This is a genomic window from Rhizobium sp. BK376 (genome assembly GCF_004341625.1).
GTDB lineage: Bacteria > Pseudomonadota > Alphaproteobacteria > Rhizobiales > Rhizobiaceae > Rhizobium.
The window spans coordinates 64543-88722 of the sequence record NZ_SLZG01000016.1; the positions used below are offsets into that span (position 1 = coordinate 64543).

General features: G+C 59.5%; 21 protein-coding genes. 13 read left to right on the top strand and 8 right to left on the bottom strand.

The features are described from left to right. Positions 1 to 24 precede the first annotated feature (24 nt). The 7 genes from EV561_RS27005 (at position 25) to EV561_RS27035 (ending at position 7161) form a co-directional block, all read left to right on the top strand. Positions 25 to 726, top strand: coding sequence for a creatininase family protein (locus tag EV561_RS27005; protein ID WP_132526312.1), 702 nt, complete (start codon positions 25 to 27; stop codon positions 724 to 726). Next, positions 723 to 1742 carry a 2-dehydropantoate 2-reductase gene (locus tag EV561_RS27010; RefSeq protein WP_132526314.1) on the top strand — a complete coding sequence of 340 codons (1020 nt, stop codon included), beginning with the start codon at positions 723 to 725 and terminating at the stop codon, positions 1740 to 1742. Before EV561_RS27005 ends, EV561_RS27010 begins: the two co-directional genes overlap by 4 nt. Continuing rightward, on the top strand, positions 1739 to 2497 hold the full coding sequence (locus EV561_RS27015) for an SDR family NAD(P)-dependent oxidoreductase (protein ID WP_132526316.1): 759 nt from the start codon (positions 1739 to 1741) through the stop codon (positions 2495 to 2497). Before EV561_RS27010 ends, EV561_RS27015 begins: the two co-directional genes overlap by 4 nt. Next, on the top strand, positions 2494 to 3876 hold the full coding sequence (locus EV561_RS27020) for a dipeptidase (protein ID WP_132526318.1): 1383 nt from the start codon (positions 2494 to 2496) through the stop codon (positions 3874 to 3876). Before EV561_RS27015 ends, EV561_RS27020 begins: the two co-directional genes overlap by 4 nt. 421 nt (positions 3877 to 4297) lie before the next feature. Beyond that, a complete protein-coding gene (locus EV561_RS27025) occupies positions 4298 to 5272 on the top strand; it encodes an aldo/keto reductase (protein WP_132526320.1) in 975 nt (324 codons plus the stop codon). A 148-nt stretch (positions 5273 to 5420) separates the two neighbouring features. Further along, on the top strand, positions 5421 to 6200 hold the full coding sequence (locus tag EV561_RS27030) for an SDR family oxidoreductase (protein WP_132526322.1): 780 nt from the start codon (positions 5421 to 5423) through the stop codon (positions 6198 to 6200). Positions 6201 to 6264: 64 nt separating this feature from the next. Then, the gene (locus tag EV561_RS27035; protein WP_132526324.1) at positions 6265 to 7161 is read left to right on the top strand and encodes an NAD(P)-dependent oxidoreductase; all 897 of its coding nucleotides are present in this window, start codon (positions 6265 to 6267) and stop codon (positions 7159 to 7161) included. A 15-nt stretch (positions 7162 to 7176) separates the two neighbouring features. Here the strand turns inward: EV561_RS27035 and EV561_RS27040 are convergent, their stop codons facing one another. Then, on the bottom strand, positions 7177 to 8085 hold the full coding sequence (locus EV561_RS27040; RefSeq protein WP_132526326.1) for a LysR substrate-binding domain-containing protein: 909 nt from the start codon (positions 8083 to 8085) through the stop codon (positions 7177 to 7179). A gap of 173 nt (positions 8086 to 8258) precedes the next feature. On the opposite strand from EV561_RS27040, the gene EV561_RS27045 reads away from it, so the two are divergent. Both EV561_RS27045 and EV561_RS27050 read left to right on the top strand, forming a co-directional pair. After that, positions 8259 to 8594: a DUF6665 family protein gene (locus tag EV561_RS27045; protein WP_132526328.1), complete on the top strand. Its 336-nt coding sequence runs from the start codon at positions 8259 to 8261 to the stop codon at positions 8592 to 8594. A 328-nt stretch (positions 8595 to 8922) separates the two neighbouring features. Then, on the top strand, positions 8923 to 10419 hold the full coding sequence (locus EV561_RS27050; protein WP_132526330.1) for a DegQ family serine endoprotease: 1497 nt from the start codon (positions 8923 to 8925) through the stop codon (positions 10417 to 10419). 63 nt (positions 10420 to 10482) lie between these two features. On the opposite strand, the gene EV561_RS27055 is transcribed toward EV561_RS27050, so the two are convergent. From EV561_RS27055 to EV561_RS27080, 6 genes are all read right to left on the bottom strand, one after another. Next, complete coding sequence (locus EV561_RS27055; RefSeq protein WP_132526332.1) at positions 10483 to 12138, bottom strand: GMC family oxidoreductase N-terminal domain-containing protein; 1656 nt, start codon at positions 12136 to 12138, stop codon at positions 10483 to 10485. A gap of 13 nt (positions 12139 to 12151) precedes the next feature. Beyond that, positions 12152 to 12925 (bottom strand): 3-ketoacyl-ACP reductase, encoded by a 774-nt coding sequence (locus EV561_RS27060; RefSeq protein WP_132526470.1) that lies wholly within the window; start codon positions 12923 to 12925, stop codon positions 12152 to 12154. Between the two features lie 79 nt (positions 12926 to 13004). Next, entirely contained in the window at positions 13005 to 14528 is a 1524-nt protein-coding gene (locus EV561_RS27065) for an aldehyde dehydrogenase family protein (RefSeq protein WP_132526334.1), read from the bottom strand. Then, positions 14528 to 15307 (bottom strand): enoyl-CoA hydratase/isomerase family protein, encoded by a 780-nt coding sequence (locus EV561_RS27070; protein ID WP_132526336.1) that lies wholly within the window; start codon positions 15305 to 15307, stop codon positions 14528 to 14530. Before EV561_RS27070 ends, EV561_RS27065 begins: the two co-directional genes overlap by 1 nt. Then, on the bottom strand, positions 15300 to 16913 hold the full coding sequence (locus EV561_RS27075; protein WP_132526338.1) for an acyl CoA:acetate/3-ketoacid CoA transferase: 1614 nt from the start codon (positions 16911 to 16913) through the stop codon (positions 15300 to 15302). Before EV561_RS27075 ends, EV561_RS27070 begins: the two co-directional genes overlap by 8 nt. 120 nt (positions 16914 to 17033) lie before the next feature. Further along, positions 17034 to 18080 carry a LacI family DNA-binding transcriptional regulator gene (locus tag EV561_RS27080; protein WP_132526340.1) on the bottom strand — a complete coding sequence of 349 codons (1047 nt, stop codon included), beginning with the start codon at positions 18078 to 18080 and terminating at the stop codon, positions 17034 to 17036. 270 nt (positions 18081 to 18350) lie between these two features. Here EV561_RS27080 and EV561_RS27085 point away from each other — a divergent pair, with 270 nt between their 5' ends. Continuing rightward, positions 18351 to 19517, top strand: coding sequence for a dihydrodipicolinate synthase family protein (locus tag EV561_RS27085; RefSeq protein WP_245512963.1), 1167 nt, complete (start codon positions 18351 to 18353; stop codon positions 19515 to 19517). A 33-nt stretch (positions 19518 to 19550) separates the two neighbouring features. On the opposite strand, the gene EV561_RS27090 is transcribed toward EV561_RS27085, so the two are convergent. Continuing rightward, entirely contained in the window at positions 19551 to 20678 is a 1128-nt protein-coding gene (locus tag EV561_RS27090; RefSeq protein WP_132526344.1) for a LacI family transcriptional regulator, read from the bottom strand. Between the two features lie 267 nt (positions 20679 to 20945). On the opposite strand from EV561_RS27090, the gene EV561_RS27095 reads away from it, so the two are divergent. From EV561_RS27095 to EV561_RS27105, 3 genes are all read left to right on the top strand, one after another. Further along, positions 20946 to 22205, top strand: coding sequence for an ABC transporter substrate-binding protein (locus EV561_RS27095; RefSeq protein ID WP_132526346.1), 1260 nt, complete (start codon positions 20946 to 20948; stop codon positions 22203 to 22205). 81 nt (positions 22206 to 22286) lie between these two features. Continuing rightward, on the top strand, positions 22287 to 23240 hold the full coding sequence (locus tag EV561_RS27100; protein ID WP_132526348.1) for a sugar ABC transporter permease: 954 nt from the start codon (positions 22287 to 22289) through the stop codon (positions 23238 to 23240). Further along, complete coding sequence (locus EV561_RS27105; RefSeq protein WP_132526350.1) at positions 23237 to 24178, top strand: carbohydrate ABC transporter permease; 942 nt, start codon at positions 23237 to 23239, stop codon at positions 24176 to 24178. Before EV561_RS27100 ends, EV561_RS27105 begins: the two co-directional genes overlap by 4 nt. The last annotated feature ends 2 nt before the right edge of the window (positions 24179 to 24180 follow it).

A 24180-nucleotide genomic window follows, 5' to 3' on the forward strand; every position in this document is an offset into this window, starting at 1 on the left:
ACAGCGAATAGAGAGGACTATATCGTGAGAGTTTCCGAAGCAAACTGGCATCATATCGAGGCCTACCTGAAGAATGACGACCGCGCGATCCTGCCGCTCGGCAGCACGGAGCAGCATGCGCAGCTTTCGCTGTCGGTCGATTCCATCCTTTCGGAGCGCGTTGCGGCCGAGGCCGCAGAGCCGCTCGGCATCCCGGTCTTCCCTGTCGTCGCCTATGGCATCACGCCTTATTTCCTCTCCTACCCCGGCACGATCAGCCTGCGGCAAGAGACCTATATCGCCATCGTCCGCGACATCCTCGACGGACTAAAGCGCCAGGGCTTCCGCCGCATCCTCATCGTCAACGGCCACGGCGGCAATCAGCCGGCCGGCAGCCTTGCGATCGAATGGATGGCCGACAACCAGGATTGTGCCGTCAAGTTCCACAACTGGTGGAATTCTCCGAAGACCTTCGCGAAGGTGCAGGAAATCGACACGGTCGCCTCGCACGCATCCTGGATGGAGAATTTCCCCTGGACCCGCCTGCCCGGCGAAAAGCTGCCGACGCAGCAGAAGCCGATGATCGACCTTCCGCGCATGCGCGTCATGGGTCCTGATGCCGTGAAGGCCTATCTCGGCGACGGCAATTTCGGCGGCTACTACGAGCGTCCGGATGAAGAAATGCTGGCGATCTGGGATGTTGCGGTCAAGGAAACCCGCGCGCTTCTCGAAGGAGATTGGGCATGACCAATCCCATCATCATCTGGGGCGCCGGCGCAATCGGCGGAACGCTGGGCGCGGCCTTCATTCGGGCCGGCCATGAGGTGGTCTTCGTCGACAACGCCAAGGATCATGTCGACGCAATCAACGCGAAGGGTTTGAGGATCGATGGGCCGATCTTCCAGGACACCGTCAAAGCCAAGGCGTTCACGCCGGAAACTTTCGAAGGCGTCTATGAGCGCATGTTCCTTTGCGTGAAGGCACAGCACACCGAGGCTGCGGCCCAGGCTCTTGTCGAGCATCTGGCATCCGACGGCTACGTGGTGTCGGCTCAGAACGGTCTGAACGAGCCGGTGATCGGCCGCATTGTTGGCGATCATCGCGTCATCGGCTGCTTCGTCAATTTCGGTGCGGATTACCTGGAGCCGGGCGTCGTTCACTATAGCGGCCACGGCGCCGTTGTGGTCGGCGAACTCGATGGCAAGACGACTGACCGCATCGAGGACATCTACGCGCTGATGCACCAGTTCGAGCCCAAGGCCGTGCTTACCGACAACATCTGGGGTTATCTCTGGGGCAAGCTCATCTACGGCGCCCTGCTCTTTGGCACCGCCCTCACCAACGACAGCATCGCCGACGTATTCGCCAACCAGGCCTATCGGCCGGTGCTGACGCGGCTTGCCCATGAAGTCGGCACGGTCGCCGCCGCCAACAATATCGCAACGCAGGCTTTTGACGGTTTCGACCCTGCTGCCTTTGCACCGACCGCGCCTGCTTCCGAGACCGCACGCTCCTTCGACGAGATGGTCGTGCATAACCGGAAATCGCTGAAATCCCATTCCGGCATCTGGCGCGATCTTGCAATTCGCAAGCGCCGGACAGAGGTGGACGCGCAGGTGCTGCCTGTCGTCGAAATCGGACATTCGCTTGGAATACCGACACCTATCGCTGCCCAGGTCGTGAAAATGATCCATGAGATCGAGGACGGCAAGCGACCGCTCGATCTCGCAAATCTCGACGAGCTTGCGAGGACTGCGGCATGAATATCGACTTCGACGGCAAAACCGTCATCGTAACAGGCGCAGCCCACGGTTTCGGCCGCGCCATCGCGCAGGGCTTTGCCGAGCGTGGTGCTAACGTGCACGTCTGCGACGTCAACGAAACCGGGCTTCTCGAAACGGTCAATCTCTGCGGCGCCAAGACGACAACCCATATTCTAGACGTCGGCAGCCGTACCGCGGTGCAGGAGACGGTTGCAGCGATCGAAGCCTCCTCCGGCGCGGTCGATGTCCTCGTCAACAATGCCGGCGGCGTTCGCGGCCAGGTGGGTCGTCCGATCGAGGATATTTCCGAAGAGGATTGGCAGACCATCTTCGACGTCAATCTTTCCGGTGCCTTTTTCATGTCCCAGGCGGTAGCGCCAGGCATGAAGCAGAAAAAGGCCGGACGCATTATCAATATCTCGAGTGGCGCAGGTCTCGGCATTTCGCTCACGGGTATCCAGGCCTATGCCAGCGCCAAGGCCGGGCAGATCGGTCTGACACGGCAGCTCGCTCACGAGCTTGGCCCGTGGAACATCACGGTCAACAACGTCGCGCCCGGCTTTGTCCTTTCGAACCCGACGACGGAGCGACAGTGGGAAGCGATGGGTCAGGAGGGCCAGGCAAAGCTCCTGCAGAATATCGCGCTAAAGCGCCTCGGCGCGCCTGAAGACATTGCCGGCATGGTTATGTTCTTCGCCTCGGATTATGCCGGCTGGATTTCCGGCCAGGTCATCAGCGTGGACGGTGGCAAATGAGCAAGGTTCAGGCCTATCTCGATGAGCATTTCGATGCGGGGCTGGAGGACCTCAAAGCCTTCTGCCGCATCCCGAGCGTCAGCACCGACCCCGCCTATGCCGAGGGCATTGCCGCTGCGGCCAATTTCGTTGCGGAACGGTTGGCGAAGGCAGGCTTTTCCGGCGTCAAGCAGCTGGAAACCGGGGGACATCCCGCCGTCTATGGCGAGATCATCAGCGACCCCGCGCTTCCGACCTTTCTTGTCTACGGACATTACGACGTTCAACCGCCGGATCCGCTCGACAAATGGAAGACGCCGGCGTTCGAGCCGGATGAGCGCGACGGCCGTCTCTATGCGCGCGGCGTATCTGATGACAAGGGACCTTTGCTGATCCCGATCCTGGCCGCCGAAGCCTTCATGCAGACCGAGGGCCGGTTGCCGGTCAATCTCAAGGTCCTGATCGAAGGGGAGGAGGAATCCGGCAGCCCTCATTTCGACGGTACTCTTCAAAAATATCGGGACCTCCTTGCCTGCGACATGGTCATTTCAGCCGATGGCGCCATGTGGCGGCCGGATCGTCCGTCGATGACGGTGGCGAGCCGTGGCCTCGTCGCCTTCGAGGTCACGGTAACGGGTGCGTCGAAGGATCTGCATTCCGGCCGTCATGGCGGTAGCGCACCGAATCCGATTGCCGCACTGGCGGCATTGATCGCATCCATGCACGGTCCCGACGGGCGCGTAAGCGTCGAGGGCTACCTGGATGGCACAAGCCCGCCGGATGCCCGCATCATAGCTGCGATTGAAGCTGCACAGTTCGATGCAGATGCCTATTACCGCGAGATCGGCTCGGCCAAGCCTGACCCGATCGACAACGGCCGCGATCTTTTGATCCGGCAGTGGCTGGAGCCGACGTTGGAGTTCAACGGGATTTCCGGCGGCTATCAGGGGAAAGGCACGAAGACCGTTATTCCGACCTATGCCAGCGTCAAGATTACCTGCCGATTGATCGCCGGGCAGAAGCCCGACCATATCGAGGAGGTCCTGAACCGGCACCTGCAGGAACGCTTGCCGGCCGGTTTCTCTCTCGATGTTCATCGCCACGGCCCCGGCAGCGAGGCTTTCTTCGTCGATCCTGACCTGCCCGCGCTTGAGGTCGCCGAAGGCGTCCTGTCGGAACTTCTGGGCCAGCCACCGCTGCGTGTTGCCATGGGCGCGACCATTCCGATCGGCGCATCCTTTCGCAAGCATCTCGGCCGGGAAGCGATCTTCTTCTCCTTTTCGACATCGGACGAAGATTATCATGCACCCAACGAGTTCTTCCGGCTTGCGAATTTTCGCCTCGGACTTACCGCGTGGGCAATGCTTCTTCAGCGTCTTTCGGATGTGAAGGCTTCGTAATCCGCCGGAATGATCGGCCCTGCATCGCCTGCAGGGCCGCTGTTTGCGATCAGCAGGGAACATCGGAACGGGACAGGCGTTTCTATCGGGGTGTCGTGTTTCGACGCAGGCGCAGTCGATATTTACTCACCGTAAAGCTTTTCGTGCGGTCCGATTGGACGGCAATTTGATGACATTGCAGAAAGCCGGTTGCCTCACCTCAAATTCGGTCGACGGCAGGGAAAGACCTCGGTCGGCGGACCAATAGGCAAGGGGCCGAGGTCTTCTTTATAATTGCCTAAAGATCAGCGATCGCCCATTAAGCGGCCCGATCGATTAATGTAATCGACACAATCAATTGGACAGATCAAAGCCGCGGCAGCTACTGTCGCCGGACCGTTCGACGGGCGACCATGTCCGATGAAGAATGGGAGGAGAAATCATGAAATATACACGTCTCGGCAAGACCGGCCTCGAAGTCAGCCGCATCTGCTTCGGCTGCATGTCCTTCGGCAAAGTGACGGAGGAACGGCCCTGGGTCCTCGGCCTCGATGAAGGACGTCCGATGTATCGGCGCGCCTGGGATGCCGGTATCAATTTCTTCGACACCGCCAATGTCTACGCTCAGGGAACCAGCGAGGAGATCACCGGCCAGCTCATCAAGGAATTGGCGCCGCGTGAAGAGATCGTGCTGGCGACCAAGGTCTTCGGCCGCATGCGACCCGGCCCGAACGGCCAGGGGCTCTCGCGAGCAGCCATTCTCAGCGAAATCGACAACAGCCTGCGCCGGCTCGGCACGGACTATGTCGACCTCTACCAGATCCACCGCTTCGATTCTTTCACCCCGGTCGAAGAAACGATGGAGGCCCTGAACGACGTCGTTCGATCGGGCAAGGCGCGCTATATCGGCGCCTCCTCCATGTGGGCGTGGCAGTTCGCAAAGCTGCAGCACGCAGCCGACAGCAACGGCTGGACCCGCTTCGTCTCGATGCAGGATCAGCTGAGCCTCGTCTACCGGGAAGAAGAACGCGAGATGCTGCCGCTCTGCCTGAACCAGGGCATCGCGATCCTCCCCTGGAGCCCGCTTGGCGGCGGCAAGCTGACGCGCCCATGGGGCACTGAAACCAAGCGCGCCACCACGGACCGCTATAATAAGACCATGTATGAAAACACCGCGGGTGGGGCCCCGGAGATCGTCGCGGCGGTCGAGACCGTTGCCAAAAAAAGAAGTGTTTCCATGGCGCAGGTGGCGCTCGCCTGGGTGCTGCAAAAGAATGGGGTGACATCTCCCATCATCGGGGCGAGCAAACTCGGCCATGTCGAAGACGCCATTGCCGCTGTGGATCTGACGCTTTCCGCTGACGAGATCGCTTCCCTGGAGGCGCCATATACGCCGATCCAGGTCAACGGGTTCTGAAATCGAGGCATGCGCAATCGCATACTGCATATGCGGCTTGCCATTCAAACAGAAAGAGAGAATGGATTGGAAAATCCTTTCTCTCTTTCCAATTTTCCGGCCCCGGTTCGGGCCGGCCATTCATCAGGGGAACGCCCCAGGAGAAGACATGACGACACCATCGCTCAAAATTTCCGATCTCGCCGGCAAGGCGGTGCTGATAACAGGCGCATCGACCGGCATCGGGGCAGCGCTGGCCCGCGCATTCGCCGCGCAGGGCGCCCTAGTCGGCCTGCATTATAATTCGAGCGTCGATGCCGCCGAGAAGCTGGCCGCCGAAATCCGCGACGCCGACGGCACGGTTTTCCTGACGCGTGGCGATGCCTCGCGTTCGGGTGAAATGGTGCGTGTGGTCGAAGAAACCGCCGCTCATTTCGGCCATCTCGAGGGTCTGATCAACAATGCCGGTGGCATGGTTGCGCGCGTCCCCTACCAGGAAGCAACCGACGGCAGCTATGACGCCGTCATGGATCTCAACGCGCGGTCGGTGATTGCGGCGTCGACAGCAGCGATCCCGCACCTCAAGGTCAGCGGTGGCTTCATTATCAACACCACCTCCATTGCTGCCCGCAACGGCGCGAGCAACGGAGCCGGTCTCTATGGCTCCTCCAAGGCATTTGTCGCGAACGTGACCCGCGGCATGGCAAAGGAACTGATCCCCTTCGGCATCCGCGTCAATGCCGTCGCACCTGGCGTTATCGAAACGCCCTTCCATGAGCGCTATTCGACCCAGGCGCAGCTTGCCGCCCAGCTCGCAACGATCCCGCAAGGTCGGCTTGGCACCGCCGAAGACTGCGTCGGTGCATACCTGTTCCTGGCTTCGTCCGCGCTCTCCGGCTACATGATCGGCCAGACGCTCGAGGTCAATGGTGGCCAGCTGATGCCCTGACGAACTGTTCTCGCGCCAATCGCGCGGGCCAAGTTGCAGACCATAACATTGGGAGATTTCGACCATGAGCAAGCGTATCGTCTTCACCGGCGGCAGCGGCAAGGCTGGCCGTCACGTCGTGCCCTACCTGCTGGACAAGGGCCACGAGGTCTTCAACCTTGACCTCGTTCCGCTGAACCATCCCGGCGTCAACACGCTGATCACCGACCTGACAGACAGCGGCCAGACCTTCAACGCACTCTCCATGCACTTCGACTTCAAGGGATTGGAGACGGGCAAAGGCCCCGCCCCCGTAGACGCCGTCGTGCATTTTGCTGCCGTTCCGCGCATCCTCATCCGGCCCGACAACACGACTTTCCAGGCCAATGTTGCATCTACCTACAACGTCATCGAGGCTGCGGTGAAGCTTGGCATCCGCAAGGTGATAATTGCTTCAAGCGAAACCACCTACGGCGTCTGCTTTGCGGAAGGCGACAAGGATTTCCACACCTTCCCGCTCGAGGAAGACTATGACGTCGATCCGATGGACAGTTACGGTCTCTCGAAAGTCGTCAACGAAAAGACGGCTCGTGCCTTCGCCATGCGGACGGGCGCCGATATCTATGCGCTGCGCATCGGCAACGTCATCGAACCGCATGAATATGATCGTTTCCCGGCATTCGTCGCGGACCCGCCATCCCGCAAGCGCAACGCCTGGAGCTATATCGACGCCCGGGACCTCGGCCAGATCGTCCACCTCTGCGTGGAGAAGGATGGTCTCGGCTATCAGGTGTTCAATGCCGTGAACGATACGATCACCGCCAACGAACCGACGCGTGACTTCCTGAAGCGTTGGGCGCCGAACACGCCAGTTCATCGCGAACTTGGTGAATACGAAGCCCCCATCGCCAACAAGAAAATTCGCGAAGTGCTGGGCTTCAAGGAAGAGCACAACTGGCGCAACTACGTCCCCAAGACCTGATGTAACACTTGGCCGTCAGGACGTCTGAAAGCGTCCGGCGCCGAGCAAGAGGTCCAGAAACGCCTTGGGCGCCCGATCGGCGGGCGCCTGTTCTGCCTCGCCGTGGGACGCGCAGGCAATCACCAGTTCCCAGCAGATTTCCGGTTCCGCAAGCCGGGCAATGCCGAGCGAAGGATGCTGCTCTTCCGCCACAACTTCGGGAACAAGAGCAACGCCGAGACCACGAGCGACCAATTCCAATTGCGTGTCGAGATCGCTGACCTCAAACGCGATTCGCCGCTCGATTCCCGCTTCATTGAAGCCACGGTCCACGAGCTGGCGCGTTCCCCAGGCCGGCTCGAAATCTACGAACGGCTCATTGGCAAAAGCCGAGAGGGGAACATTCTCGCGGCCGGCCAGGGGGTGGTCGGGCGGACATACCGCCACGAGGGCCTCGCAAGCGATCATGGTCGTCGCGATGCCGACCGGTGGATCGCAGAGCGGCACGATGGCAAGGTCAAGCCGGCCACTGCGGACCTTGTCGAGAAGATGCGACGAACTGCCTTGGCAGAGCCGCACCTCGATGCCGGGATAAAGCCCGTGAAACGAGGCAAGCAGAGACGGCAGATCAAGAAAAGCGGGCAGGCTCTGGACGGTGCCGATACTCAGCGTTCCACGATTGAGCCCCTGTATAGCCGTCACCGCATCGCGGGCATCGCGCACCGCATCAAGCGCAATACGCGCCTTGTCGAGGAACGCGCGGCCGACAGAGGTCAGCCGAACCTGTCGCGTGCTGCGAACGAAGAGTTTTGCCTCCAGTTCCTCCTCCAGCGCCCTGATCGAACTGGAAAGCGCGGACTGGACGACATTTACCCGCTGGGCAGCCCGGGTAAAGTGCTGCTCTTCGGCAACCGCCACGAAATGCTGTAACTGCCTCAATTCCACGAACGCGCCCCTTTATTCAGCGGTTGTGGCGATCAATAACATCGTCCCGTTCGGTTTCAAAGATAATGCTCTTTCCGAAGGTTACATTGCCGCCATGGTGTTGCGGCAAGCTTGCCTCTCGATCTGCTCGAAATGATCGGTTAGCATCGCCAGAAATTCCGAGGTATCCAGCTATGTCCGTTCGTCCCCCGCAATCGTTCCGGCAGTTCTCAGCCGATGGTGGATTCAACGTTCTCGAATACGAACTCCTGTCGGAGCGCGCGAGTTCTCTTGGACGCAATGGACTAAAGGTGGAGAACGCGCTGGCTGCCTTGGCAGCATGGAATGCGGACCGGTCTACCGCTGCGCAGCGCGAAGCCCTCGTGAACGACGCCTCGGACGCGGTTTGGGCCTTCTTCATCCAGAGGGAAATTTGCGGCCTGCGAAATGGCCGCGATGTGATCCAGCGCTATCGGATTCCAAATGAAGTGATTGCCAAGGTGGGATCGGTGCGCAAGCAACCGGACTGATCTCAAAATCGCAAGCTGCTTCGGCGAAAGGCTGCCTCAGAGCGGCGAGCAACCTCCCCTAAAGGTATGTATGCCCAACATTAAACATCTGTAATTTCTTAATTTTCGGCAATCTGAATATAACCTACATTTAATTTGCAAATAGATTTCGATCTACTCATATTCTTCTCAAGAGATCGTTACAGAACAAACGTACAAAAGAGGAAATCACCCTCACTTGTACGATAGATACTCGACATCAGAAAACATAACTTCAATCCTGGCAGTATAAACTCCTGGATCGTGAGTAACTGTGCCGCCAGCCCACCGCTCTCAAGGGACTAGAAATATGTCAAACATTCTTCGAAACCGTCGTACAGCCGCGCTCGTAGGGGCTGCCATCATTGCAGGATCCGTTTCCCTGCCCTTCGCAATCGATGCCTTCGCAGCTCCGGCGGAAGTCAGCAATCCAGTCGCATCCAGCGGTTCGTTCGCGTCGGTTGTCGACGCCGACAAGCCGGCAGTGGTCACGATTACCACAACCCTGAAGCCGACCAATGTCAGCGACGACGAAAACGGCAGCCCGATGGACGAGCAATTCAGGCAGTTCTTCGAAAACCAGGGCATTCCGGTGCCGGGCCAAGGCCAGGGCCAAAGCTCTCCGCGTCATTCGGCCGGCGAAGCCCTCGGTTCGGGCTTCATCCTCAGCTCCGATGGCGTGATCGTAACGAACAACCACGTCATCCAGAACGGCAAGGACATCAAGGTCACGCTGGACGACGGGACCGAGCTTCCCGCCAAGCTCCTTGGAGCAGACGCCAAGTCGGATCTGGCAGTGCTGAAGGTAGAGGCCGGAAAGCAGCTCCCGACGATCGCCTGGGGCGACTCCTCGAAACTGAAGCTCGGTGACCAGATTCTTGCAATCGGCAATCCGTTCGGCATCGGCACCACGGTAACGGCGGGCATCGTGTCGGCGCGCGGACGCGATCTGCATAGCGGTCCCTATGACGACTTCATCCAGATTGACGCCCCGATCAATCATGGCAACTCCGGTGGCCCCCTTGTTGACCGCGATGGCAATGTCGTCGGCATCAACACCGCGATCTACTCGCCGAATGGCGGCAGCGTCGGTGTTGGCTTCGCCATCCCCTCTGACGAGGCAAAGGCGATTGTTGCCAAGCTCCAGAAGAACGGCTCGATCGACCACGGCTATCTCGGCGTTCAGATACAGCCGGTAACCCAGGATGTCGCCGATGCAGTCGGGCTGTCAAAGGCCGAAGGCGCGCTTGTCGCCGCAGTAACCGACGGGACGGCAGCCGCACATGCCGGCCTGAAGGCAGGCGATATCGTCACCGGCGTTGGCAGCGAGACTGTAAAGAGCCCCAAGGATCTGTCGCGTCTCGTGGCTGACCTCTCTCCTGGTGCAGAAGAGAAGATGAGCATTGTTCGTGACGGCAAGTCCATGGACCTGAATGTCACGATCGGCGGCAACGATGACGGCAAGCTTCAGACAGCCGACGCCAAGGGCGGTGACATGAAGCAGTCAGGCCCGAGCATTGGCGTAGCACTCGCCGACCTTACCGCCGAGACAAAGGCTCAGCTCAACCTGCCGGACGACGCGACAGGTGCTGTCGTCGCCCAGGTTAACCCGGACAAAACCGCAGCCGCTGCCGGCATCCAGACGGGTGATGTCATCGTGTCCGTGAACGGAAAGGCCGTTCAGGATGCTCGTCAGGTCAAACTCGCTGTCGCCGATGCTGCAAAGTCGGGCAGAAAGTCAGTGCTATTGCTGATCGAGCGCGGCGAAAACAAGTCGTTCGTAGCGGTCCCCTTCTCCGCCGCTTAAGGGGCGCCATCGCTACGACGCTAGGGCCCCAGGATGCTTCATCCTGGGGCCTTTTTTATGAGCTCACCGGACTCCAGCGCGTGCCCGCGGACGCATATCATTACGCTCATGGGCAAAGACAGCCGCCGGCAGAGGCGGAAGTCCGCGGATAATGTCCGCGCCCTTCTCGCCGACCATGATCGTCGGCGCGTTGGTGTTGCACGACGGAACCCGTGGCATGACGGAGGAGTCGCAGACACGCAGACCTTCCAGACCATGCACCTTCAGATCAAGGCCGACGACGGCATCAGGACGAGTACCCATCTTGCAGGTCCCGACAGGATGATGGTCGGTCTTTGCATTGGCGCATCCATAATCGAAAAGCTGCTCGTCGGTGACGACCTTCGGACCTGGGAGGCGCTCCGCCAGCACAAACGGCTTCAACGCTTGCTGCTGCATGATCTCCCGCGCGATCTTCAGGCCCTCGATCGACATCGTCCTGTCGTGCGGATCGGACCAGTAATTGGGATCGATCAGCGGCGCAGCCGTCGGGTCTGACGAAACCAGTCTCACCGTTCCGCGCGAACGAGGATGCAGATAGGCGGAATTCAAGGTAACGCCGGCATTTTTCAGTTTTTCCACGCCGGCCTCGATCCCGGAACCGAGACCGAGATGGAACTGGATATCCGGAGAGCGTGCATCGGGGTCCGCATACCAGAAGCCGCCGGTCTCGAAGAGCGACGAGGCGACAGGACCGCTGCGAAACAGGATATATTCGAGACCGGCCCAAACGGTCCGGTGAAGCTTTGCGACACCGTCATACGTGTGATCGCCCGTGCATTCGGAAATAACGAAGAGATCGAGATGGTCCTGAAGGTTTCCGCCGACGCCGGCGAGATCGTGGAGAACCTTTACGCCGACCGATTTCAGATGATCCGCAGGGCCGATTCCCGATTGCAGAAGGAGCTTTGGGGACCCGATCGCGCCTGATGTCACCAACACCTCCCGCTCTGCTCGCACGATCTCAGAGCCTTTTTCGGTGACAATTTCCACGCCTGTCGCACGATTTCCTTCGAGCACGATCCGCGCGACCCGAGCCCCCGTTCTGATCCTGAGGTTCTTTCGGTCCTTGATCGGAGAAAGGTAGGCCAGAGATGCCGATGATCTGCGCCGATTGCGCTGGGTCAGCTGATAGAAGCCGACGCCGGCCTGCTGCCGACCGTTGAAGTCGTGATTGTGAGGGATGCCAAGTTCCTGCCCCGCCCGGATATAGGCATCGCAGATCGGCAACGCGGATACCGGCATTGAAACGCCGAGAGGGCCGCCATAGGAATGGTAATCGTCGGCGAAGCGCTGATTGTCCTCGGCGCGCTTGAAGTATGGCAGTATGGAGCGATAGTCCCAGCCTTCGCAGCCGTCCTCCGAAGCCCAGAGATCGTAATCTACGGCATTTCCGCGTGTATAGAGCTGCGCATTGATCGACGATCCGCCGCCAATGACCTTGGCCTGGGTATAGCGCAGCACCCTTCCCTTCATATGTTTCTGAGGAACGGTCTCCCAGCCCCAGCTTGCCAGGCCCTTTGTCATCTTCGCGAAACCGGCCGGCATGTGGAACAACGGATTCCAGTCGCGGCCACCGGCCTCAAGCAACAGGACATTGACATTGGGGTCTTCGCTCAATCGGTTGGCCAGAACGCAGCCTGCAGGACCCGCACCCGTTATGATGTAATCGAATCTCATTGTCTCCACCCTGTCACAAGCGCGGTATTGAAAGACCACCGTCGGCGTTGATCACCGTGCCGGTCGCAAAAGCAAAGCTGCCGCTGGCAAGCGCTGTGCAAATCCTGCCGATATCCTCGGCGTCGCCCCAGCGTTTCATAGGAACCAGGCCGCCTTCGATCAGCGCGTCGTATTTGGACGCGACGCCCGCCGTCATGTCCGTGCGAACGATCCCCGGCCGCACCTCGAAAACGGAAATGCCTGACTCTGCCAATCGCAGCGCAAGCCCCTGCGAAAACGCTGAAAGGCCTGCCTTGCTTATGCAATAGTCCAGGCGCTCCGGCGAACTGGCCTCGGCAGATACGGAAGTAATGTTGATGACGGAACGGGGATGCGGCGGCACAGCACCCGATACCAGCATCGCCTTGACCACCGCCTGCGTGAAGAAGACCGTGCCTCTGAGGTTTGTCGACATGACAATGTCGAAATTTTCTGGTGCAAGCCCGAGGAAATCTCCCCGCACAACGGCTCCCACGCCGGCATTATTCACCAGAGTGTCAATCCGCCCGAATTTGCGAAGCACGGCATGCGCTGTTTCCTCATGTTTCTCGACAGCACGGATATCGGCCTGGAGATAGACGACTTCCGCACCCAACTCTTTGATGCTGACGACCGCGCCTTCGGCGGCATCAACGTCGTCGACACCGGTGATCGCAATATTGTATCCGGCCCTGGCCATCGCTGTGGCGACCCCAAAGCCAATGCCGCGTCGACCGCCGGTCACGACGGCGACGGGCTTTTCACTCATCTCTCCCATGCCCTCATATCCTTCGATGCCCGAGGCACATAGCGTATGCCCCCGAGCCGCCCTCCCCGGCGTGCTGTTTCTATCCGCGCCTGTCGGCGGCCTGCGGCATCCACCAACCCGTGCGGGCGCCGATATGCATGTTGAGCGTCTTTGTTTCGGTGTAGTCCTCGACCGAATGGCGACCGAGTTCGCGGCCGAGACCGGATTGCTTGTATCCGCCGAACGGAAGCTCGGACGCACCATCCATGAAGGTGTTCATCCAGACAGTCCCGGCCCGAACCTTTCGCCCGATCGTCAGGCAGGTATCGAAATCACGGCTCCAGACACCAGCAGAAAGGCCGTAGTCGACCGAATTTGCGATCTCGACAGCCTCTGCGGTCGTCTCGAATGTCAGAACCGAGAGAACCGGCCCGAAGACTTCTTCACGCGCGACCGCCATATCGGGCGTCACGCCTGAAAGGATGGTCGGTGCCATGAACTGACCCATACCGAGATCCAGGGTTTCACCGCCATGCGCCACTTCGACGCCCTTGTCTTTCGCGCCGGCAATGTAGGCGGCAACCTTCTCAAGATGCTGCGGAGTGATCATCGCGCCGACCTTGGTCGTCGGATCAAGCGGATCACCAACCTTGACACCCCTCGCCAGTTCCGAGACGCGGCTCACCACGTCCTTGGCGATGCTCTTGTGAAGGATGAGCCGCGAGCCTGCATTGCAGCACTCGCCGGCATTGAAATAGGCGCCGAACACCGCGGCATCGATGAACGCTTCGAGATCGGCATCTGGGAAGACGATCTGCGGGTTCTTGCCGCCCAGTTCCAGCGAGACTTTCTTCAACGTCTGCGCCGCATTTGTCATCGTCAGCTTTCCGACGCCGGTAGAGCCGGTGAAGGAGACCATGTCCACCTGCGGGTGGGATGTCATGACGGCTCCCACCTCGGGGCCGGTGCCCGTCACAATGTTGACGACGCCATCAGGAACCCCCGCCTCCTGCAGGATCTCGCCCAGCACCAGCGTCGATCCGGACGTCAACTCCGACGGCTTCACCACGGTCGTGCAGCCCGCTGCCAAGGCAAAGGGAAGCTTCTGGCCGACAATCAGGAACGGAAAATTCCATGGGGTGATGATGGAGACAACGCCGATGGCTTCGCGAAGAACGACGCCGAGCGTAGCTTCGCCCAGCGTATTGTAGCTCTCGCCGTGGAGGTCGCGTGCGAGCGCTGCCGCGTAGCGCCATATGTCGACGGAGCCGGCGATCTCGCCTTTCACTTGGCTGATCGGCTTTCCCGCTTCGATCGCATCCAGATAGGCCAATTCCTCCGAACGGGCTGCTATGAGATCGGCTGCCTTCAAGAGGATTCTGGAGCGCTCCGATCCGGTCATGCGCGACCAGGGTCCCGTGTCAAAGGCGTTTCGGGCAGCGGAGATGGCCCGTTCCGCATCAGCCTTGGAACCCGCCTGAAAGCTGCTGACGACAACGCCATGACTTGGCGCAACGCGCTCAATCGGGTCCGCGCTGGCGGACACCCACTCACCACCGATCAGCATCTTGAAATGGCGAGCCTTATGGTCGCGCAGCGCCCTTGGATTCACTAGAACCGTCATTACCATCCTCCCTCGAAATTTGCGGGGCGTTTCTCGCTGAATGCGGCAACGCCTTCCCTAAGGTCCGCGGTCTTGGCGACTAGGATCGATCCCAGCGCTTCGACGGCCGATCCGTTATCCTCGCCACTCGCCGAGGCGATCATGAGCTTTACGATCTCAAGTGCAGCCGGTCCTCGCGATGCGACCCGTTTCGCATAGCTCCTGGCTGCCTCAAGAGCGCCGCCGGTTGGCGAGACGATGTCGACGAGGCCGAGCAAGCGAGCTTCCTCCGCCGTGAACACCTCGCCGCCGAGCGCCATGCGACGGACGACCTGGGCGCCGAATCTCTTCACCAGACGTTGCGTACCGGACCAGCCGGGCACCATACCGAGCCCCGTCTCCGGTAATCCGATCTTGATCTGCCCTTCCGCAATCCGGATGTCGGCAAGACCGGCGAGTTCGAGGCCACCGCCGAGGGCATGGCCGTTCAGCGCGGCAACCAGGGGAACGCGCAGCGTTGCCAATCGCTCGAAGACGCGATGCCCGTAGCGCACCCATGCGTGCCCGAACTCCTGCGCTTCCATTCCACCCCAAGCCTTAATATCTCCGCCAGCCGAAAATGCCTTTCCCTCGCCGGTGAGAATTGCGACGCGAACGACCGGATTGGCTTCGACTTCGTCTGCCGCCGCCGAAAGAGCCTTGAGCATGTCGAGGTCGAGCGCATTCAGCTTCTGCGGCCGCGAAACGGTCAGGACTGCAATGTGATCGTCGACCTCGACCCGGACGGTTCCCTCAGCCATTGAAACTTCCCTCCAGAACACGCGCGGGCTTGGTCGGCAGGGAGAGACCGATAAGGTCCTCGGCAAAAAGCCTGGCATCCATGAGCTTGAGATTGTCGGCTACGATCAATGGGAATTCCGCCTGATCCAGGACCTGCGTCTGCAGGTCGACACCCGGCGCTATTTCCGTAAGCGTGATGCCATCCCCGGTGAGCTTCATGACGCAACGTTCGGTGACATAGGTAATGTCCTGGCCTTGCTCGATCGCACGGCGACCAGAGAAAGTGACGTGCTCGACCTCGTTCACCAGTTTCTTCAGCTTGCCCTCCTTCTCGACGATCAGCTTGCCGTCGGCGATCGCGAGCTTTGCGCCGGCATTGAACATGCCGGAGAAGACGATCTTTCTTGCCCGCGCTGTAATGTCGACAAAGCCGCCGGCCCCAGCAGTCACATGCGGCCGAAAGGACAATTTCGATACGTTGACGGAACCATCGCGGCCGATCTCGAGGAAGGAGAGCAGCGACGCGTCGAAACCGGCACCCTGGAAGTAAGTGAACTGATAGGGCGAAGGCATGAACGCGTCAGCATTGGAAGCACAGCCGAAGGCGAAATCCAGCAGTGGAACGCCGCCCACAGCACCCTGTTCGATCACCCATGTCACGGCACCATGCAGCCCCTCCTCCATCAGGATTCGCGGGACGTTCGCCGAAATGCCGAAGCCCAGGTTAACGCAGCTGTTTGCCTGCAATTCCTGTGCGACACGCCGTGCGATCACCTTCTGAATATTGAATTCGGGCACCCGGAAGGTCTCGAGCGGACGAAAAATCTCGCCTGAGATCGCAGGATCATAAAGGGTTTGCGTCGTCTGCTTCTGATCAGGGTCGACCACAACATAGTCAACCAGCATCCCCGGAACCCGGACATCGTGCGGTTTCAGCGAGCCCTGCTTGGTAATGCGCTTGACCTGGGCAATGACAATTCCGCCGTTGTTACGGGCAGCAAGCGCCTGGTCGAGGCCGCCGAGATAGGCGCCCTCGTGCTCATAGGTAAGATTGCCGCGTTCGTCGGCAGTGGTCGCCCGTATGATCGTCACCTGTGGAATGATCGCGGGGAAATAAAGCCATTCCTCTCCCTCGAACGAAACGCGCTTGACGACAGGCTCTTCGCCCGCCGCTGCGTTCATCGCGCAGCCCTGGCGCTTCGGATCGACGAACGTATCGAGGCCGATCCTCGTCAGCACGCCCGGTCGCTTCGCTGCGGCTTCGCGGTGCATGTCGAACATGATGCCCGACGGGATATTGTAGGCCGGGATCTCGTTGTTCGTTATCATCTGCCAGATCAGCGGCGGTTCTGACGTCGATGGCCCCGAGGGATAGGAGCCACCGAGGATGCGCTTCAGTAAGCCCTTCTTCGCGATGTAATCGACACCCCTAATGCCGCTCATATCACCCGCGGCAATAGGGTGAAGCGTCGTGATGTCCCTTGGATGCCCCGTCGCGTCGAAGCGTTCGCCGATTGCGCTGAGCATGAGGTCGGGGCAGCCGAGGCCGCTGGAGGACGAGACCGAGACGATCGCGCCATCAGGTATCAGGGCTGCCGCTTCGGTCGGGGTGATGTGTTTGCTCATCTCTTGCTCAAATTCCCGTTTCACTTTTCAGCGCCGCACCGCTGCGGCAGCGTTTCCAGATCATAGGATCGCTCGTGAGAGATCGATCCTTCCCCGCGCGCTGCTCGCCGTGCCGCAGAATCACGCCAACTTCCTCTCCGACTGCTTCTGTTTGGCGCCGCAGCTCTCTCGGATGACGAGCCGCACTGAATTCACGATCGATTCCGCATCGGCCTTCCCGGCATTGATCTGCTTCAGCAGCAGCTGGGCCGCGCGCCTGCCCATGCCCTGCGGATCGACCGATATCGTCGTGAGAGCCGGAACTGCGGTCTTCGCCTCGATGACATCGTCAAACCCGACGACCGCGAAATCGCGGCCGGGTTCCATTCTGCGTGCACGCAACCCGTCACAGACGCCGAAGGCAACCGCGTCGTTGAAGCAGACCGCCGCGGTAGGCCTGTCCGGTATAGACAGAGCTCGACCAATCGCGTCCACGCCACCTGCCCTGGAAGGCGCCGAGGAGATGACAAGCTCCGGGGGGCTTTCCAGCCCTGCGGCCGACAGCGCCTCGCGGTAGCCATCCAGCCTTTCGTCGAACACGGCCGTATCAGGAAACCCGCCGAGGAAAGCGACCCGTCGATGGCCGAGTGACGCGAGATGTTCGACCGCGGCATAGGTCCCCGCGCGATTGTCGGAAACGATGGACGAGACCTTGGTTCCCGGCACGTTTCGAACCGCAACGACAACCGGAATTCCAGCGGCGACCAGCGGCTTGAGATCAGCCGCTTCGGTCGCGCGTGCCGGCGAAACGATGAGACCCGAAATCCCGTGCTCCCGCATCGACGCAATCACTTCACGCTGGCGATCGATGCTCTCGCCGGTGTTGGAAAGGAACTGGACGAACCCGGCAGACTGAACGACCATGTCGACGCCCACGGCAAGCTCCGCAAAGAAGCTGTTGGTCAGATCATTCACGACAATGCCGATGATCTTCGACCTGCCGTTTGCCTGCCTGAGACTGGCCGCACCCCTGTTATAGACATAGCCAAGATCGCGCATTGTCGCAGTGACCTTTGCCCGAGTGCCCTCGTTGACCAGCGGCGACCCCTGCAGAACCAGCGAGACCGTCGACTTCGATACGCCGGCAGCCTTCGCAATATCCACGACGGTAACGCGCCCCTTCGCCACGGACCTCCTCCTTCAGTGATCGCCAATTACGGCTATTAATTAATTGGAACGTTCCATATAAGTCAAGAGATCACGGCCCAAAAGAACAACTAATAGCATTCTTGGAAATTTCGAAACAATTATCTATCTGATGCAACTGCATTAAATCCAAAAATAACGATGACTCTCCCTATCTGATGTGCCGAAAACTCGGCCATCCGTTCGGAAAAATCCTCTTGCTATTTGGAACGTTCTAAATTATTTCACCAGTCGACGATGAGGAGGAGCACCGTGACGCTGACAGTAAATCTTCCCGCTGCCGACGGTTCCGTCGAGGAATATCGGCTTGTCGGCACACCGATAGAGCGACCTTCCCGACCGCCGGTTTTCAATCGCATCGCCTATGCCGCCGCCCATGTCGTGTCCGACCCCAAGGCAGAGACCGATCCCTGGGACCGCCCGGCGATCGACTGGGATGCGACGATCGCTTTTCGCCGCCATCTCTGGAGCCTGGGTTTCAGGATTGCCGAAGCAATGGACACGTCACAACGAGGGATGGGCCTTGATTGGGCCGGCGCGCAGGAACTGATCGGCCGGTCGCTCGCCGAGGCAAGGCATATAGAAGGCGCCGACCTCGCGTGCGGAGCAGGAACGGACCACCTTCCCGCAGCGGACGCCAGATCGCTTGATGACATCATCAAGGCATACGAAACCCAGATCGAATTCGTGGAAAAGAACGGCGGTCGCGCGATCATGATGGCCAGCCGCGCGCTTGCCAGAGTTGCAAAGTCTGCAGACGACTACGGCAAGGTTTACGGACGCATTCTTTCCCAGGCAAAGGACAAGGTTGTTCTGCACTGGCTGGGCGATATGTTCGATCCGAACCTGAGGGGTTATTGGGGCAGCCAGCAGTTCGAGCCGGCCCTGGAATGTGTGCTCTCGATCATCGCCGAGAACAAAAGCAAAGTGGAAGGCATCAAGATCTCGCTTCTCGACAACGAGAAGGAAGTTCGTCTTCGCAACAACCTCCCGGTAGGCGTGCTCTGTTTCACCGGCGACGATTTCAACTACGCCGAACTGATCGAAGGCGATGGCAAACGCTATAGCCATGCGCTTCTTGGCATCTTCGACGCCGTGGCGCCCTCAGCGTCGAAAGCGCTCGCATTGCTGGCAGACGGCGACATTTCAAAATTCCGATCCGTGATCGAACCCACCGTCCCGCTGTCGAGAAAGATATTCGAGGCGCCGACACAGTACTACAAGGCCGGCGTCGTCTTTCTCGCCTGGCTGAATGGTCACCAGTCTCACTTCTCGATGCCTGCCGGCCTGCAATCGGCGCGCGGGATTCTCCACTACGCCGACATTTTCCGGCTGGCCGACAAAGCCAATGTTCTGGACAGGCCGGAGCTCGCCGCTCGTCGGATGACCAGCCTTGCGAGCGTGTACGGAATGGGATGACGCCATCGATCACAGATCGGGACAAAAGCGATGCTAAACAGCGCCAGCCCACATCGGAAAGCTGAATTGAGGTTTCAGCAAAACCTGCATTTCGGTCGTGGCATCACGCGCAATTCTGGCAAGCAGGACGCGCCCCATCCGCTCACCAGTATCGGTCAGGTCTTCGTAGATGGTCTCGACCTTGGGCTGGATCTGGCTCAACAATTTCGAAGTGCGCTTGGCAACGACATCATATTCCTTGCCCAGTGTCAGACCGTGGTCGCCCATCCCGGTTATGGTCGCCAGCGCCGAGACCTCGCCCCCACAGGCAAACCCGTCAGGCGCATTCGGCTGCGCTGCCCGCCGACTCATGAAATCTCTGATCTGGTCCACGGGACAGTCCAGATTGATTTCCTCGGGGATTTCGTAATCAACTCCCGCTTCGCGAACAGCCGTCATGAAACCGTGCAGCATGTGCTGCGAGAAAGTCAGTCTTCTCGGGGGGAGAATGATCATTGGCCTTTGCCGACCACGCGAAATCAAGCGCTTAGTCGCCTCGTAAGCGAAACTGAAATTGTCGAAATCAACATAGGGGTGCTCGGTCGTGAACTCCGTCCTTCCGTGGGTGACGAAGGGGAAACCGGTTTCGAGCAGCAGCCGAACGCGCGGGTCAAAAGGCTCGGTCCGGGAAAATATCAGCCCGTCCGCCATGCCGTTGCGCACAAGATAGCGCACGGCATCGACATTGCTGCCATTTATGAAGTTGGGCGTGATGATGAGATGATAGGGTGTGTCCTTCAGCGCCTTGGCCAATCCATGCATGAGAGAAATGCCGTAGCCGAGGATTTCCTCGTGCGGATCGAGCAGGACGCCGATGACGTTCGTCTTGCCGGTTTTCAGGCGTTGCGCGGCGCGGTCAGGCAGATAGCCGATCTGGGCTGCGACCTCATGAACCCGCTTTCGCGTTTCGACCGAAATCTGCGGAGCGTTTCCAAGCGCCCGGGAGACCGTCGTAACAGCAAACCCAGTCATTTCGGAAATCGTGCGGAGCGTCGGCTTGGTGCTTTTGCGTACGGGCGCCGGGGAGGACGCCGATCTTCCGGGGGTGTCTTTCAAGGGAATACTCGGCCAGCATCGAATTAACCGCTTTGTACGCCGTTCGGCCGGTAAGTGCAAATGCATTTGCAGAAACGTTTGCGGTGGTTTACCAACGCGAATCTCCGTGGCATCACGGAAATTATTTGCAGAAATATTTCATCTTATCAATGATTTAACAGAATCGCTGAAATGGCCGACGGGGACTTGACTTCCGAGAATTTATAACGTTTTAAATATTTTTGCGGTGAGTGAGGCCGCGCTGGGAGAATTGCTTCCCGCTGAACGCGGGACGGCTTTGAGGGGAGCGAAGGATTGCCTTCGCTTGGACGACTTGCAAACGGGAGGATTACGATGCGCAAGTTCATGGTAACAACGGCAATAGCAGCGCTGATGGCGGCGGGCTGCGGCGCAGCTCATGCGGCTGACGTCAAGGAAGTCCAGATGCTTCACTGGTGGACGTCGGGCGGCGAAGCAGCGGCGCTCAACGTGCTCAAGGGCGATCTGGCCAAGGAAGGCTTTGCGTGGAAGGACGTGCCTGTCGCGGGCGGCGGCGGCGACGCTGCCATGACCGCGCTGAAGGCGATGGTCGCAGCGGGCACTTATCCGACGGCATCGCAGATGCTCGGATACACCGTTCTCGACTATGCACAGGCCGGCGTCATGGGCGACCTGACCGAGACCGCCAAGAAGGAAGGCTGGGACAAGGCCGTTCCGGCGGCTCTGCAGAAATTTTCCGTCTATGACGGCAAATGGGTTGCCGCACCGGTCAACGTGCACTCCGTCAACTGGCTTTGGATCAACAAGGCCGTCATGGACAAGATCGGCGGCACGCAGCCGAAGACTTTCGACGATCTGATCGCGTTGCTTGACAAGGCGAAGGCTGCAGGCGTCGTTCCGCTCGCGCTCGGCGGCCAGAACTGGCAGGAAGCCACGATGTTCGACTCGATCGTTCTTTCGACGGGTGGACCGGAATTCTACAAGAAGGCTTTCAACGATCTCGATGAGGATTCGCTGAAGTCCGACACGATGAAGAAGTCCTTCGACAACCTCGCAACGATCATCAAGTATGTCGATCCGAACTTCTCCGGCCGCGATTGGAACCTTGCAACCGCAATGGTCATCAAGGGCGACGCTCTCGTCCAGGTCATGGGCGATTGGGCCAAGGGCGAATTCGTCGCAGCCAAGAAGACCCCGGATAAGGACTTCCTTTGCTACCGCTTCCCGGGCACCGAAGGCAGCGTGATCTACAACTCGGACATGTTCGGCATGTTCAACGTGCCGGCAGACCGCAAGGCAGCTCAGGTTGCTCTGGCGACAGCGACACTCTCGAAGAGCTTCCAGTCGGCATTCAACGTCGTAAAGGGATCGGTCCCGGCCCGCACTGACGTGCCTGACACCGCTTTCGACGCTTGCGGCAAGAAGGGCATGGCCGACCTGAAGGCTGCCAACAGCGGCGGCACTCTTTTCGGCTCGCTGGCCCAGGGCTACGGCGCACCACCTGCCGTTGCCAATGCCTACAAGGACGTCGTGTCCAAGTTCGTCCACGGCCAGATCAAGACATCCGACCAGGCGGTTACCGAGCTGGTCAAGGCAATCGACGACGCCAAGTAAGCTTCTCCTCTGCGAACGGCTTCTCCCCCGCTTCACGCGGGGGAGTTCAAGCGACCAAGTCCCTGGGAGGGGATGATATCAATGAGCACCGTTACAAGCCCCCAAATCAGCCTGACACCGGAGCGTGCTCAGCGAAATTCCATCCGTACGCGAATGCAGAATGCGCTGCCGAAGATCGTGCTCGCGCCCAGCTTTCTGATAACGCTGTTTTTCGTCTACGGCTTCATCGTCTGGACCGCTTATCTCTCCTTCACCAACTCCAAGACTTTCCCCAACTACACGCTGACGGGCGCGCGCGCCTATCAAAGACTTTGGGGCTGGACGTTCGAGAGCGATCCTCCGTCCAGTTGGTATACCTCGATCACCAACATGGCCATCTTCGGCCTACTCTATATCGGCATCTGCCTGGCGCTCGGCCTTCTGCTCGCAATCCTGCTTGATCAGAAGATCCGCGGCGAAGGCGTACTCCGGCCGATCTATCTCTATCCGATGGCGCTGTCCTTCATCGTGACCGGCGTTGCCTGGAAATGGTTTCTCGATCCCGGTCTCGGACTGGAGCAAACGCTGCATCACTGGGGCTGGACCAGTTTTCACTTCGACTGGATAAAGAACAAGGACTTCGTGATCTACACGGTCGTCATCGCCGGCGTATGGCAGGCTTCCGGCTTCGTCATGGCCATGTTCCTGGCAGGCTTGCGCGGCATCGATGGGGAGATCTTGAAAGCGGCGCAGATCGATGGCGCAACCCCGTTTCAGCTCTATCGACGCATCATCATCCCGCTTCTGCGGCCGATCTTCCTTTCGGCCTTTATCGTGCTCGCCCACATGGCAATCAAATCATACGACCTGGTGGTCGCGCTCACGAGCGGCGGGCCGGGCGGATCGGCATGGCTGCCCTCGAACTTCATGTACGAATACACCTTCAAGCGAAATGAGATGGCAGTGGGATCGGCCAGCGCCATCATCATGCTGATGACGATCACCGCCATCATCGTTCCCTATCTCTATTCCGAGCTTCGGGAGAAAGCACGATGAGCGTCGCCATATCTTCGGACGCCGGACGTCACCTCAGCAGAATGAGATTGCTCAACCGGATCGTGATTTACGGGCTCCTCCTTCTCTTCGCGATCGTCTACCTGATGCCGCTGTTCGTCATGCTGGTGACCTCATTCAAGACGATGGACGAGATCCAGAACGGCAATATGTTGGCGCTGCCGACATCGGCGACCATCGAGCCTTGGATCAAGGCCTGGGACCAGGCCTGCGTCGGCCTGACCTGCGCCGGCATCAAGGGCTACTTCTGGAACTCCATCAAGATGGTGGTTCCCGCAGTGTTGATCTCCACATTGCTCGGCGCGTTGAACGGCTACGTGCTGACCAAATGGCGTTTCCGCGGCCACACGCTGGTGTTCGGACTGATGCTGTTTGCCTGCTTCATCCCTTTCCAGTCGGTGCTGCTGCCGATGGCGACGATCCTCGGCAGCCTTGGACGCTTCGGTGGTACGCTGCAGGGTGCCACTGGTTTCACTTTCGGCTTCGGCAATCCGACCGTCAATCTCGTCTTCGTGCATGTCGTCTATGGTCTCGGCTTCACGACCCTGTTCTTCCGCAATTTCTATGAAGCCTTCCCCACCGAGCTGATCAAGGCTGCCCAGGTGGACGGCGCAGGCTTCTTCCAGATCTTCCGGCGGATCGTGCTTCCGAATTCGGTTCCGATCATCGTGGTGACGGTCATCTACCAGTTCACCAACATCTGGAACGACTTCCTCTTTGCCTCGGCTTACGCCGGGACCGGGGATTCCATGCCCATGACCGTCGCATTGAACAACGTCGTCAACACATCGACCGGCGTGGTCGAATACAACGTCAATATGGCAGCGGCGATGATCGCAGCCATGCCCACTCTTATCGTCTATGTCGTCGCCGGCCGCTACTTCGTGCGCGGACTGATGGCAGGCGCCGTCAAAGGATAACC